General features: G+C 38.4%; 24 protein-coding genes and 1 pseudogene. All 25 read left to right on the top strand.

The features are described from left to right. Positions 1-37 precede the first annotated feature (37 nt). The 25 genes and pseudogenes from O3651_RS07605 (at position 38) to rpoZ (ending at position 12,699) form a co-directional block, all read left to right on the top strand. Positions 38-355 (top strand): hypothetical protein, encoded by a 318-nt coding sequence (locus O3651_RS07605; RefSeq protein ID WP_125387433.1) that lies wholly within the window; start codon positions 38-40, stop codon positions 353-355. Positions 356-440: 85 nt separating this feature from the next. Beyond that, positions 441-773, top strand: a complete 333-nt coding sequence (locus O3651_RS07600; RefSeq protein WP_221765892.1) for a hypothetical protein — start codon at positions 441-443, stop codon at positions 771-773. After that, positions 773-1,195, top strand: a complete 423-nt coding sequence (locus tag O3651_RS07595; RefSeq protein ID WP_371610084.1) for a hypothetical protein — start codon at positions 773-775, stop codon at positions 1,193-1,195. Before O3651_RS07600 ends, O3651_RS07595 begins: the two co-directional genes overlap by 1 nt. Positions 1,196-1,329: 134 nt before the next feature. Continuing rightward, a complete protein-coding gene (locus tag O3651_RS07590; protein WP_371610083.1) occupies positions 1,330-1,695 on the top strand; it encodes a hypothetical protein in 366 nt (121 codons plus the stop codon). Positions 1,696-1,705: 10 nt separating this feature from the next. Then, positions 1,706-2,092 carry a hypothetical protein gene (locus O3651_RS07585; protein WP_061423253.1) on the top strand — a complete coding sequence of 129 codons (387 nt, stop codon included), beginning with the start codon at positions 1,706-1,708 and terminating at the stop codon, positions 2,090-2,092. 60 nt (positions 2,093-2,152) lie between these two features. Continuing rightward, positions 2,153-2,344 (top strand): hypothetical protein, encoded by a 192-nt coding sequence (locus tag O3651_RS07580; protein WP_061422388.1) that lies wholly within the window; start codon positions 2,153-2,155, stop codon positions 2,342-2,344. A 143-nt stretch (positions 2,345-2,487) separates the two neighbouring features. Further along, positions 2,488-2,820 (top strand): RHS repeat-associated core domain-containing protein, encoded by a 333-nt coding sequence (locus O3651_RS07575; RefSeq protein ID WP_061422397.1) that lies wholly within the window; start codon positions 2,488-2,490, stop codon positions 2,818-2,820. After that, positions 2,799-3,287 (top strand): hypothetical protein, encoded by a 489-nt coding sequence (locus O3651_RS07570; RefSeq protein WP_371610082.1) that lies wholly within the window; start codon positions 2,799-2,801, stop codon positions 3,285-3,287. Before O3651_RS07575 ends, O3651_RS07570 begins: the two co-directional genes overlap by 22 nt. Positions 3,288-3,309: 22 nt before the next feature. After that, positions 3,310-3,804 carry a hypothetical protein gene (locus O3651_RS07565; RefSeq protein WP_061422399.1) on the top strand — a complete coding sequence of 165 codons (495 nt, stop codon included), beginning with the start codon at positions 3,310-3,312 and terminating at the stop codon, positions 3,802-3,804. A gap of 196 nt (positions 3,805-4,000) precedes the next feature. Next, on the top strand, positions 4,001-4,171 hold the full coding sequence (locus tag O3651_RS07560) for a hypothetical protein (RefSeq protein WP_185761891.1): 171 nt from the start codon (positions 4,001-4,003) through the stop codon (positions 4,169-4,171). 198 nt (positions 4,172-4,369) lie between these two features. Next, a complete protein-coding gene (locus tag O3651_RS07555; RefSeq protein ID WP_371610081.1) occupies positions 4,370-4,717 on the top strand; it encodes a ribonuclease domain-containing protein in 348 nt (115 codons plus the stop codon). Positions 4,718-4,727: 10 nt separating this feature from the next. Continuing rightward, a complete protein-coding gene (locus tag O3651_RS07550; RefSeq protein ID WP_371610080.1) occupies positions 4,728-5,222 on the top strand; it encodes a hypothetical protein in 495 nt (164 codons plus the stop codon). Between the two features lie 41 nt (positions 5,223-5,263). Further along, entirely contained in the window at positions 5,264-5,497 is a 234-nt protein-coding gene (locus tag O3651_RS07545) for a hypothetical protein (protein WP_371610079.1), read from the top strand. A gap of 6 nt (positions 5,498-5,503) precedes the next feature. After that, positions 5,504-5,959, top strand: a complete 456-nt coding sequence (locus O3651_RS07540; RefSeq protein ID WP_061422407.1) for a hypothetical protein — start codon at positions 5,504-5,506, stop codon at positions 5,957-5,959. Positions 5,960-6,066: 107 nt separating this feature from the next. Further along, on the top strand, positions 6,067-6,294 hold the full coding sequence (locus O3651_RS07535) for a hypothetical protein (RefSeq protein WP_371610078.1): 228 nt from the start codon (positions 6,067-6,069) through the stop codon (positions 6,292-6,294). 156 nt (positions 6,295-6,450) lie between these two features. Continuing rightward, positions 6,451-6,876 carry an N-acetyltransferase family protein gene (locus tag O3651_RS07530; protein ID WP_371610077.1) on the top strand — a complete coding sequence of 142 codons (426 nt, stop codon included), beginning with the start codon at positions 6,451-6,453 and terminating at the stop codon, positions 6,874-6,876. A 15-nt stretch (positions 6,877-6,891) separates the two neighbouring features. Continuing rightward, positions 6,892-7,350, top strand: coding sequence for a GNAT family N-acetyltransferase (locus O3651_RS07525; RefSeq protein WP_371610076.1), 459 nt, complete (start codon positions 6,892-6,894; stop codon positions 7,348-7,350). A 128-nt stretch (positions 7,351-7,478) separates the two neighbouring features. Next, on the top strand, positions 7,479-7,715 hold the full coding sequence (locus tag O3651_RS07520; RefSeq protein ID WP_002899859.1) for a DUF2829 domain-containing protein: 237 nt from the start codon (positions 7,479-7,481) through the stop codon (positions 7,713-7,715). Next, positions 7,708-8,406, top strand: coding sequence for a 3-oxoacyl-ACP reductase (locus tag O3651_RS07515; RefSeq protein WP_371610075.1), 699 nt, complete (start codon positions 7,708-7,710; stop codon positions 8,404-8,406). Before O3651_RS07520 ends, O3651_RS07515 begins: the two co-directional genes overlap by 8 nt. A 20-nt stretch (positions 8,407-8,426) precedes the next feature. Next, the gene (locus tag O3651_RS07510) at positions 8,427-9,170 is read left to right on the top strand and encodes a GNAT family N-acetyltransferase (RefSeq protein ID WP_371610074.1); all 744 of its coding nucleotides are present in this window, start codon (positions 8,427-8,429) and stop codon (positions 9,168-9,170) included. After that, positions 9,142-9,363 (top strand): annotated as a pseudogene (locus tag O3651_RS07505) (hypothetical protein); the annotation flags it as partial. The gene O3651_RS07510 and the pseudogene O3651_RS07505, both read left to right, overlap by 29 nt. A gap of 182 nt (positions 9,364-9,545) precedes the next feature. Then, positions 9,546-10,931, top strand: a complete 1,386-nt coding sequence (locus O3651_RS07500; RefSeq protein ID WP_371610073.1) for an amino acid permease — start codon at positions 9,546-9,548, stop codon at positions 10,929-10,931. Between the two features lie 148 nt (positions 10,932-11,079). Further along, positions 11,080-11,613: a DUF177 domain-containing protein gene (locus O3651_RS07495; RefSeq protein WP_125390171.1), complete on the top strand. Its 534-nt coding sequence runs from the start codon at positions 11,080-11,082 to the stop codon at positions 11,611-11,613. A 112-nt stretch (positions 11,614-11,725) separates the two neighbouring features. Then, positions 11,726-12,361 carry a guanylate kinase gene (gene gmk / locus O3651_RS07490; protein ID WP_142322398.1) on the top strand — a complete coding sequence of 212 codons (636 nt, stop codon included), beginning with the start codon at positions 11,726-11,728 and terminating at the stop codon, positions 12,359-12,361. Positions 12,362-12,384: 23 nt separating this feature from the next. After that, a complete protein-coding gene (rpoZ, locus tag O3651_RS07485) occupies positions 12,385-12,699 on the top strand; it encodes a DNA-directed RNA polymerase subunit omega (protein WP_005590937.1) in 315 nt (104 codons plus the stop codon). Positions 12,700-12,716 lie beyond the last annotated feature (17 nt).

Raw genomic sequence — 12,716 nt, 5'->3', positions numbered from 1 at the left:
GGTACAGTTAGAATTCCATTGACTGGAGGTGAGTAAAATGACTTTTATGGATTTAAGAGAACTATTACTATCAATAGCGGAAGAAGATGCTATCATTTCGACTTTATTTTCATTTTTTATTAAAAATAAAGGATATTCAACTCAGATATTAGAAGATATTATTTTTTATGGAGTGAAAATAGGGTGGTTTGAAATTGTTAATGTAGAAAATGATAATATTCCTTATACGGATATTGAGTGGAGAATTGATAATAACTTTCAAGAAGTTGTTTTTTGCGATAATGATTTTGCTGTAAAGACTTTATTTACACAAGAAGGTGGAATTCCAGAATTATTCAGGAAATTTATATTATGACCCGATTAAGGTTTATTGGTTAAAGATAGTGTTTTAATGGCATAATATTACTAAAATAGCAAATACCTCCTCGGATACTGCTCGTGTGGTTGATAAAGTAGATGATGTTAAAGATGCTAATAAAGTAGTGAAGAGTATTGATGAGCCTTCTCCTAAGGGACTGCAAAATATGATTCTCGATGAAATCAAAAGTACTATACCTGATAATAGCGGATGGGTTGTTTATGAGCATAATGGTTTTGTACATATTAAGAAAAATGGTGTAGACAGGATAAAATTAGATCCTCCAGATAAGGTTACAACCTATCCTCATATGCATATATATGATGAAAATAAAAATTTATTAAACATTGATGGAGAAATTGTTGGTAGAAAAGATCCAGCTGGTCATATACCGTGGAACAATGGAGGTAGTTAATGAATATTTTAAAAATTCAAGAACAGATTGACAGTATGAATTACTGGGATGCCTATGCGTTAGACTTTAGAGTTTCATTTTTCGGGGATGAATGTAAACTATATATCGAGATTGAAAATGGCAAATCGGATCAGTATTGCTGGGAGATAGTTTTCTACCGTTGTTTTAAGGTTGACTATGAGACGGATGCTGGTTGGACATGTTGGGAAAGTGAGGCTGGCACAAGAAATTTCAATATGAAAGATATTCCTTTTGAAAATCTCATGTCTCACACTGTACATGACATTAGACTTATTGAAGAGAAAAATAATATGATACGAGCTACAATTACTTTATCAAGTATGTTAATTGACATTGTATGCCAAGATATTCAAGTCTCTAAGGTTTTAGTGAGTGACCAGAACTTTTTTTGGAATTGTTAGACGAGATAGTGCATTATTAAGAGACAGGTGCAGAGTTAGCTGTTGATATTGCAAGTAATTTCTATCCTATAGTTAAGGCTGGCAAATTAAGGAAACTTGAAAAAGCACTCGATGTAGCAGATGCAGTCAAGGCGGTGGATAAGACTACGGATACTGCAAAGGCGGTTGACAAGGCGTCAGATATAGTAAAAATAGTTGATGTAGATAGAATTAATGATACTGCTAATATAATTAGAAACAGCGGAGGGGAAACTATAGCAGGCCATGCTTTACAAAAGCACGCTGGCAGAAATCCGCAGATTTGGGGCGCAGTAAAAGGGAATTCAGAGTCAATAAATAGGCAAGCCATGGAACATATTAATGATATACTTAAATCACCAGGGGACTTCATGATTCATACAACTGATAGAGGTATTAGTTTTCTTGAGAAAAAATTACCTGATGGACGGGGGATGAGATTAAATATGGATGGTTCTTTCAAGGGATTTATTGATAAATAGGAATGAAATTATGGTAAACATTGAATTGAGAATAGCGGTAGTAGATTTAGCCATTATAGATAGATTATTGAAATTGTTAGATATTAGTCAACAGATAATTAATTCTCATTTTTATTATAATAAACAGGATATAAACTATTCAAATGATATAAAATGGGGGCAGTATTTTTCTAGTCCATCTACAGGATATTTACATGTAGGACAAATATTTTTAGGAAAGTTTTTTAAGGATGCTATGATTATTATTTCAGGAAATGAAAGTATAGTTGATTTTATTATTGAGTTCCAAGTTGAATATATGACAGATGAGGATATAAATAATATAAAAAAATTTATCCTAAAATATAATCCAGATATTTCAGATGAAGATATTGAAGTTATCTGTGAAGAGTATTAAGTTTTTATCAGTTATTAAAAGTTAACTAAAACAATAGATTGGATACCTACTTTTTTATGGTTGAAAGCAGATAAATATGCTTTTGTATTTGACAATTATAATTCTTTCTTAGCGGATGATCTTGTTTCGAAGGAGCTATTTTTAGAAATTCTGAAAGAAGAAGTGTTGCCCTGGTGGGAAAATGATGCTAAAAAATATGTAGTAGTAGGAGTTTTAAAGAGTTTTCAAGTCTATATAATAAAGAATGATTAGAAGTAGAGTCGAAACTAATTATATAGAGATTATCAAAGATATATCAAACTTCAGTTGGTTATATCTTTTGAAGGAATATTGATAGAAACTGAACTGCACCCCAAAAGTTAGATAGAAAGTCTAATTCTTTGGGGTGTTTTGCTATGAAAAGATATTTTGTCTCTCACCGAACTCTGTCAGATGGACAAGCCGTCGCTTCAACTAGCTATCATCTCTATGGGGCAAGAAAGGCAAGCACAGACACAACAGGGAATCCATTTGCCTATAATGGCGAAGCCCGCGACGATACTGGACTTGACTACTTACGAGCAAGGTATTATGATAGTCAGGGAGGCACTGTCTTAACCGAGGATAGCTACCCAGGTGAAGCGATGGCCCCTCTCAGCCAGAACCGCTACAGCTATGCGCAGAACAATCCCGTCAACTATACAGACCCAAGTGGGCATAGAATGATTTGGGCGGCGGTGCAGAGTTAGCTGTTTACATTGCAAGTAATTTCTATCCTATAGCTAAGGCTGGCAAATTAAGGAAACTTGAAAAAGCACTCGATGCAGTAGACGCAGTTAATGATGCCTCGAAAGCTACAAAGACAGCTGATAAAGCATCAGATGTTGCTCGTGTGGTGGATAAAGTAGATGATGTCAAAGACGGGACAAGGGCTCTAACTAGTCAAGAAATTGCTGATAAATTTGTTTCGGGAATGGAAGATATTTCAGGAAAAAGTGGAACAAAAAACTTTAAATCACATGGAGGCTATAATAAAGCACTTGAAGATTTCAATTCATTAAATTTAGAAAACGTAACGGAAATTAATACTTCATTCGGTAAAGGGTATTGGGGTACTTTAGAGGATGGAACAAAGGTTGTTGTTAGACCAACTAGTAAAGATGGAATTCCAACATTAGAATTTCAGTTTAAAGCTCCTTATAAAATTAGATACTAATAATATTAGTAAGAGGTATAACATGTCTAATATATTAAAACGAATAGGCTCGGCTGCCCACTCTTGTATTTCTGATAAATCAAGAAGTGAAAAGTATGTAAAAAATGAGAAATATATAAAATGGGGAAATTTTTTTGAGGATAGATATGAGTCCGAAGCAGAATTCAGTGAAAATACCGATTATGAACTAGCTACTGTTTTTCTAAAAGGGAGTCAGCATTCGTTAAATTTAAAATTTCCTTTTAGCCATTGTTATCAAATAATGGACAGAAGAATCTTCTCAAAATTTTGCCAAACTATTCATTTAAATAAATTAGATAAAGACTATCCTGTTTATCGAATAGAAAATAGTTCTTTAATTGAACATATTATTCATAGTTCAGGAGGATTATTAGAAAAAAATGAATTGGAACATTACCGAGTTGTTTCTAGTAATTTGATTTTTGACATAATTTTGTGTCAAGGGGAAGAGATTCAAGTTAATATAGATGAGGTAGAAGATAGTGAATTGGGTTAACGTCGGAAATAAGATTGAAAGCGATTGGTATGAATTACGTTGTAAATTAGACAAAGGAACTCACCTAAAAATTTATCTAGATGGATTAAAGAATCAGGATAATCATTTTTATATTGATTTTGGGAATATACTCTTTTGTAAAGCTATTGATGAAAGTTGAGATTTAAATCCTAGTGAGATTTTAGATAATAACAATATGGAATCTATTGCTAAAGGAATTCTTGTTGAACTTACTCATAGTCAGTTAAGGGATAAATTACAACAAGTGTATTTCAAAACTTTTCATCATTATCAAGTAAATGGTATTAATTTTGGGATAGATGTAATTTCTGAGAAATCTCCTCTTATTTTCAAGTTGGAAGATTGATTGTTATTTAGTATCTGAGACTATAGGAATTTAATTAAGTTAATAAATCGAAAAGTTCTAAGTATTTCAGAAATAATTTACTTAGAATGTTTTTGAAAAAACTTAAAAGAGAGAAATTAAATTACATGATGGAGTTGTTGATTTTTTGAAGTCATTCTAGTATAGCTACCAACAAGTAGTATCGTTGTCAATGATGCTTTGAAAGCTACAAAGACGGTGGACAAGGAGTCAGATGTTACTTGTGTGGCGGATAAAGTGGATGATGTCAAAGATGCTAATAAAATTCCTCAATATGTTGAAGATACTATTTCACAGATTAAAAGCAATAAGGGTAATCTACCAGATGGATTTAAAGGAGGAAAACTTTATAAAAATAAGCCTTTAAATGGTGAAGAACTCCTTCCTAATGGAATTACTTATAAAGAGTACGATGTTCATCCATATCAAAAAGGGGTACCAAGAGGGACGGAAAGAATTGTTATAGGTAATGATGGTTCCATTTGGTATACTCGAGATCACTATCAAACTTTTATAAAAATAAAATAAGGGGAATATAATGTCAAAGAAATTTAATAATAGAACATTTAGAAAGATAGAAGAAATTTATAGCGTTTATTTACCTGACGAATTTAAAAAAGTTTATGGAAATATGGAGGAACTTCCTGAAAATTGGTATGATTGGAGTGATTTTTCACCTCAGAATGTTAAGATGTTGAGTAATTATATACAAGTAATAAAAGAAAATATAGCAGAAGAAATAGAATATGTTGATTGGAGCGATAATTGGGGAGAAGTTCCAAGCAATTTAGAACTTGCAAAAGGAGAAATACTAAGTCGTTTAATGAATTCCCCAACATTATTGCCTATTTTGGGTCATAGGTATATTGCATCATGTAATACTCCAATTTCGCCTGTATTTTCAATTGTTGGTTCAGATATCATTTATTATTCAAAAAGCCTAACTGATTATTTTCATGGAATCACAGTAAGCAGAGAGACAAATCTATCTAATTTACCCAAAATTCCTTTTTGGTCCGATATTGCACAGTAAATAAAGATATTTTTCCCGTGATTCTAGAAGATTGATTTAGCATGAAGAATTTGGGAATAGGTGATAAAGCTAGGCCGTTCGTTGATAATGCTGGGACAGATTTAATTATTCAAGAAATTATCGATGGTGGCATCCCTGTAAAAGATAAGTACTTACCAAATGGTTGGCGTTGGGAAGTGGAGGGTTCATTTAATGGAAGAAGCAATGGTATTTGGGAATTAGTTGCTGATTTAGATACAAATCAAATTGTATACTTTAACTTTATTAATAGGTAGGAAAATATGTTTAAAATAATAAAAAAAGAGTATAATCAGCAAGAGGAGTTAATATATAAAATAGATACAAAGGAATTAATAGCTGCTCCAACAATAAATAGCGATATTACTTTTAATTTTATATATTTATTTTTAGGTTTTAATTCAGAAAATATGGAGTCCACTCAATTTTGGGGTTATCATAACGACTTTTCTTGGATAAAAAGAAGTTTGGTTCCTCCTAAATCTGATAAAGGTGTAATTGTTGTTACAGATAATGATATTAATGGGGGGGATAGTTTTCGAATTGACTATGCTCAAAATTGGGAAACATATTATGATGAGCAATCAGGTTGGCTTAAAATTGGTTCTGAAATTTTGAGTGAAGATCTTAGCTATGTTGAATTTTTCAGAAATACTATTGCTGGTATTGATAGGTGTGGCAATATTCAAGAATTTTGGCTTAAACCTAAATTTAAATGATATTAAACTAATTAGTCTTTCCAAGAATATGGATTTTCCTGATACGAATAATTGGTCTTCAATTACAGATTAGTTGATAGATATGAAATATCAAATTAAATTTCTTATTGTTGGTTTGGCTGTTTGCCCTTATCTTACTAGCCATTGTAATCAATATCCAGCTGAATCAACCCGAACATATGGGCGCTGACTATGTTGGGCTTTGGAAGTCAAGATGGCATGAGGAAAATAAAGACTGGCTGTATCCTCTGAAAAATATCTGCCTTGTCATTTTAGCGGTTCTAGCTGGTTCTGGTCTCATGATTGCGTTTTCCAAGAGTGAAAGATGGAAATAAGCTTTTGAAAATGTGGCAATCCAGCCCGATGTCCTAACAGCCCAGCCTTTAGAAGAGGCGGAGTCTTGGTTGAAGGGACAGATGGGAGAATAGTTCATTGAAAGCAGTCAAAGAGACTGCTTTTCTGCTATAATAAAGAGAAGAACGAGGTGACAGATGATTCGTAAGGTAAAACTAGAAGATGCCGCAGCCATTCAGCGGCTCAATGCTGAGTGCCTAGGCTACGATTTCGATAGGAAAGCGACAGAGTCTCAACTGAAAAAGTTACTAGAGAATGACCAGCATTTGATTTTGGTAGCTGAAGAAGGCGGACAGGTCATAGGCTACGCTCATGCGGCTAGCTACGACTGTCTCTATTTCCCGTCCTTGCTCAATCTCTTGGCCTTGGCCGTCGCTCAGGATTCTCAAGGGCAGGGACATGGCAGAGCGCTGATGCAAGCCTTGCGTGAGGAGGCAAAAGCCGCAGGCTACACAGGGATTCGGATTAATTCAGGTATTTCCCGCTCCGCAGCCCATGAATTTTACCGCAGCCTCGGCTGCAACGAAAAAGCAGACCAGAAACGATTTTATTGGGAATTTTAGAGAAAAGAGGAGAAGATGGAGATTGAACAATTAAGCCAGCAGCATGCTTTAGAAATTGCTAACGACTGGCATTACGAGACGCCTTATGACTTTTATGATATGGAAAATGATCTGGAGGATTATGAAGAAATAGTCTCCCAAGAAGCGCGTGGGGACCGTTATTATCAAGTCCTGAGAGAAGGGAAACTCTATGGATTTTTCTGCTTAGAGCAGAAAGGAGAGCGAACTTTGGAGCTTGGTTTGGGGATGAAGCCGGAGCACTGCGGAAAAGGTCAGGGCGCTTCATTTCTGCAGGAAATTCTGGACTTTATCATAGCAAATTTTGCGCCCCAAGTCCTAAGGCTATCCGTGGCTGATTTCAATCACCGAGCCCAACAGCTTTATCTCAACATGGGCTTTGAAGTGGTGAGGCGCATCCCGCAGGAAAGCAATGGTGATATTCATCTCTTTGTGGAGATGGAGAAGAAGGTCTAATTTTAGACTTTATTGCAAAGTAGCAGATAAAATTGTTGACAGTCAAGAAAAAGTCGTTCAATATACCTATGACTACTGGCGGCTAGTAAGGATTTGACAAAGATTACCAATAAACAAAGGAGAAAACCATGACATTTGAAGAAATTTTACCAGGCCTTAAGGCTAAGAAAAAATATGTGCGTACAGGCTGGGGTGGGGCAGAGAACTACGTCCAGCTCTTTGACACGATTGAGCAGAATGGGGTGGCTCTCGAGGTGACACCTTATTTCCTCATCAATGTTTCAGGCGAAGGGGAGGGCTTCTCCATGTGGAGTCCAACTCCTTGTGATGTCCTCGCTACAGATTGGGTAGAAGTGGATGACTAAGACAGTACTGGTGACGGGAGCTAGCTCGGGCATCGGCCGAGCTCAGGCTATGACCTTTTTGGAAAATGGCTACCGCGTTTATGGGGTAGATAAGGGTGAAAATCCTGGCTTTCTAAATGAATTACGTTTTTTTAAAATGGATTTGACAGAGGATTTGACACCGCTCTTCACTAGCTTACCTGAGGTGGACATTCTCTGTAATACAGCAGGTATCTTGGACGATTATCGTCCCCTGCACGAGACCAGCGATGAGGACTGGGAGCAGCTTTTTGCGCTGAATTTGACCGCAACCATGAAAATCACCCGCTTTTACCTGCAGAAGATGTTGGAGAAAAAGTCTGGCATCATCATTAATATGTGCTCGATTGCTAGCTTTTTGGCTGGTGGCGGCGGTGCTGCCTATACAGCCTCTAAGCATGCTCTAGCTGGTTTGACCAAGCAGATAGCCCTGGACTATGCGGATCAAAATATCCAAGTCTTTGGCTTGGCGCCAGGCGCTGTCAAGACAGCCATGACTGCCGCAGATTTTGAGCCAGGCGGGCTGGCAGACTGGGTTGCTGAGGAAACGCCGATCAAGCGCTGGCTGGATCCTCAAGAAGTAGCTGATGTCAGTCTCTTTCTGGCAAGCGGTAAGGCAGCTGCTATGCAGGGCGAGATTATCAAAATCGACGGCGGCTGGAGTTTGAAGTAAGTGAATGAAGGATGCGAACAATGAAAAAAGCTAAGAACCTTTTCCAAACCTGGACCAAAAATATGGTAATTTACGGTTTGGATGCTGGTCTAGGGCAGTTCTTTATGAATGCTCCTGAGACATCCTGTCTTTACCAACTAGGGAACTTTCTTTTTCCAGCTGGTCAGGTGGATCCGGATTTGTGGCAGGACTATAGCACAAAATACAGCTTGGCTGACAAGGTCATTATCTCTGAGGAGCCCAGTTGGCAAGAGTTTCTGGATAGTCAGAGTGAGTTGCAACGGTTTACTCGCTACGCTTTTGCTGACAGGGCAGACTTTGACACAGAGGCCTTGGAGAAATGTCAGAGCAGTCTACCAGTAAACTACCACCTTTGTCCGATTGTTGAGGAGAGTTATGAGCGTTTGGCTGAGGAAGTCTGGTCTCAGGATTTGCGGGGTGATTTTTCTGATTTTGACCATTTTAAAGCGTCGGGTGGCTTTGGTTTTTTACTCTATTCAGATAAGGAAATCATCGCTGCTGTATCGACAGGATTGGTCTATCATGGAGCTCTTGAGATTGAAATTGCTACCAAGCCAGCCTACCAAAGGCAGGGCTTGGCCAAAATCTTGGGAGCCCGGATGATTTTAGAAGCTCAAAAACGCTCACTCTTTCCACTATGGGATGCGCACAACGAAGCTTCCAAGAAGGTTGCAGAAAGCTTGGACTATCAATGTCTAGGAGCTTATCCGGCCTATGAATGGAAAGGGACTTTTGACCAATGAAGAAAACCAAACCTATTTCTTAAAAGATATCATGGAGGCTGTAAAATCGGAAGAGCTAGAGGGTGATTTCTGTTTGTATGCTAAGGAAAATGAAGAACTGAATTTTCAGGACTGCTACTTGCTTGCAGATTATCATCAAGTGGTGGATAATAGGGATGTTTATCCTAGACAAGTAAGGGAGTTAGAGCTAGATAGAGCCTCTTCATAAGAACAGCATACAAAGCTTTATCCTGTCTGTTATAAATGATTCTACGAACTATGAGTATGTCTTTTTGCATAAATTTTCTAGAGTAAATGTTTATATAAAATGAAAAAATCTAGCAGAATTGTCTGAATTGTGATACAATAAAGCGATTTGTGAAAGGAAATGATTGAATGAATGAAAATGAGTTGAAAAACAACGAGAAAACAGAAAAGAACGGGATGAAACGTGGCTTACAAAATCGGCATGTTCAGATTATAGCCATTGCTGGAACCATCGGTACGGGACTTTTCTTGGGGGCGGGGCGTTCGATTAGTTTGACGGGTCCATCCATTATCTTGATTTACATGCTGACGGGCCTTTTCATGTATCTGATGATGCGGGCGATTGGGGAAATGCTTTACTACGATCCTGACCAGCATACCTTTATCAACTTTATTACCAAATATTTGGGAACTGGCTGGGGGTATTTTTCTGGTTGGTCCTACTGGATTTCTCTGATTTTTATCGGAATGGCTGAGATTACGGCTGTTGCCCAGTATGTGCAGTACTGGTTTCCTGACTGGCCAGCTTGGATGATTCAGCTTGTCTTTCTAGCCCTTCTTAGCTTGGTCAATCTGATAGCGGTTCGAGTTTTCGGCGAGGTCGAATTTTGGTTTGCTATGATAAAGATTGTAGCTATTATTGCTTTGATTGCAACGGCTGTCTTTATGGTATTGACAGGCTTTAAAACGCCTCACGGAGTAGCTAGTCTTGGGAATATTGGTCGAGGTTTTCAGCTTTTCCCTAATGGCTTTGTAAGTTTTGTCATGGCTTTCCAGATGGTCTTCTTTGCCTATCAGGCCATTGAATTTATCGGTATTACTACTTCTGAAACGGCTAATCCACGAGCGGTCTTGCCAAAGGCCATCAAAGAAATTCCTTTGCGGATTGTCTTGTTTTACGGGGGGTCTCTCCTTGCCATTATGGCTATCATTCCATGGGAAAAACTGGCAACGGCTGATTCTCCCTTTGTTATTGTTTTTCAGTTAGCTGGTCTCAAATGGGCGGCAGCCTTGATTAACTTCGTGGTTCTGACCTCAGCGGCCTCCGCACTGAACTCGACCCTTTACTCAACAGGTCGCCATTTGTATCAGATTGCCCACGATACGCCCAATCCTTTTCTTGAGAAAATAGGAGCTGGGAAGCTGTCTCGGCAAAACGTTCCGCAGAATGCGATTTTGACTTCGGCTGCTGTCATTGCCTTTGCAGCTTTTATCAAGATTCTTCCGGGAGTATCGGACTCCTTTGCTCTGATTACGGCTTCCTCATCTGGTGTTTACATCGCTATCTATGGTCTGACTATGCTGGCCCACCTCAAATATCGTAAGTCACCAGATTTTATGGCAGATGGTTACCTTATGCCAGCTTACAAGTTTCTCAATCCTTTGACCATGCTCTTCTTTGCCTTTGTCTTTGTCACTCTTTTCTTACAAAAGTCAACGGTAGTGGGAGCAATCGGATCAGCTGTCTGGATCATCGTTTTTGGTCTTTACAGCCAGTTCAAATTCCGAAAATAAACAAAGCTTTTTAGGAAGAAGCGTATTTTCTCTCAGTCTAAGAGGCTGAGAGATTTTCTTTTTCTTGTCTCATTGGCTGTTTGGGGTATAGGTATTTGGTCGAGAAAATGATATAATGAAGAAAGAAATAATGTAAAACGAGGCTGAAATGTTAAATATTCAAGAAATTAAGAAAAATGCTGGCGGTTTGCAGTTTGATCAAGACTTTGATTTGGCGCAAGAGCTAAAAGAACGTAATCGTGAAGTGCTAGATATCCAGAAGATCGTGGCTAGAGGTCAGGCCCAGTATGAAAATGGGCTTTATTTTTTGGATTACACCTTGACCTACCAGATTACCCTGGCTTCTAGTCGCAGTATGGCTCCAGTTGATAGGGAGGAAGCCTACACGGTTCATGAAGTCTTTGCTTCCGTCGAAGATGGCTCTGTGCAAAAAGATTTGCTGGAAGATGATTTGGTTCTACCATTTGAGGGAGATGTGATTGATTTGGCAGCAAGTGTGGCGGACAATATTTTACTTCATATTCCGCTAAAAGTTTTGACTCCTGAAGAGGAGGCTGGTGCGAGTATGCCTACGGGAAATGACTGGCAGGTGTTGACGGAGGAAGCCTACCAAAAGCAGCAAATGGAAAAGAAAGAAGCCAATAGTCCTTTCGCCAGCCTTCAAGGCTTATTTGATGAATAAAAGCGTCTAAAATCTAGTAGAATTCTAGAGTATTATCAAGGAAATCTCTTTGAATCTTCTTGAAATATGAGCGCAATTTTGTTACACTAGATAGAAAGACTGTGAAGGAGATATGATGACAGAACGAGGCTTGTTAATTGTCTTTTCTGGCCCCTCAGGCGTTGGAAAAGGAACAGTAAGACGGGAAATTTTTGAGAGTACGGACAATCAGTTTCAGTATTCTGTATCTATGACGACTCGTCCCCAGCGTCCTGGAGAAGTTGATGGTGTTGATTATTTCTTTCGCACTCGTGAAGAGTTTGAGGAGTTGATCCGTCAAGGCCAAATGCTCGAATATGCAGAGTATGTCGGCAATTATTACGGGACTCCGCTCACTTATGTCAACGAGACCTTGGATAAAGGGATAGATGTTTTCTTGGAAATCGAAGTCCAAGGAGCACTCCAAGTCAAGAAAAAAGTGCCCGATGCTGTGTTTATCTTTCTGACTCCGCCAGACTTGGAAGAGCTGAAAGACCGTTTGGTTGGCCGTGGTACAGACAGTGCAGACGTTATTGCTCAGCGGATTGAGAAAGCAAAAGAAGAAATTGCCTTGATGCGTGAGTACGATTATGCCATTGTCAATGACCAAGTACCTTTGGCAGCTGAACGTGTGAAACGTGTGATTGAAGCCGAGCATTTTCGTGTGGACCGTGTCATCGGTCACTATCAAGACATGCTTCCTAAGGATGAAGCAGTCGTCCGTCAATAAAGTTAGAAATTAGGTAAATAATTATGATGTTAAAACCGTCTATTGACACCTTGTTGGACAAGGTACCGTCAAAATATTCTTTGGTTATTTTAGAAGCTAAGCGTGCCCATGAGCTAGAGGCTGGTGCTAAGCCAACTCAGGATTTCAAGTCAGTGAAGTCAACGCTACGCGCTTTGGAAGAAATTGAATCTGGTAACGTTGTGATTCACCCAGATCCAGAAGGAAAACGCGAAGCGGTTCGCCGTCGTGCGGAAGAAGAACGCCTGCGTAAAGAAGAAGAAGAGCGCAAGATCAAAGAACAAATTGCCAAAGAAAAAGAAGAGGGTGAGAAAATTTAAGGTTGGGGCTACTCAAT

The sequence above is a fragment of the Streptococcus sp. 27098_8_73 genome, assembly GCF_041432495.1.
GTDB lineage: Bacteria > Bacillota > Bacilli > Lactobacillales > Streptococcaceae > Streptococcus.
Note: the sequence above shows the minus strand (reverse complement) of the source record. Positions and strands in the feature narration are given on the sequence as shown.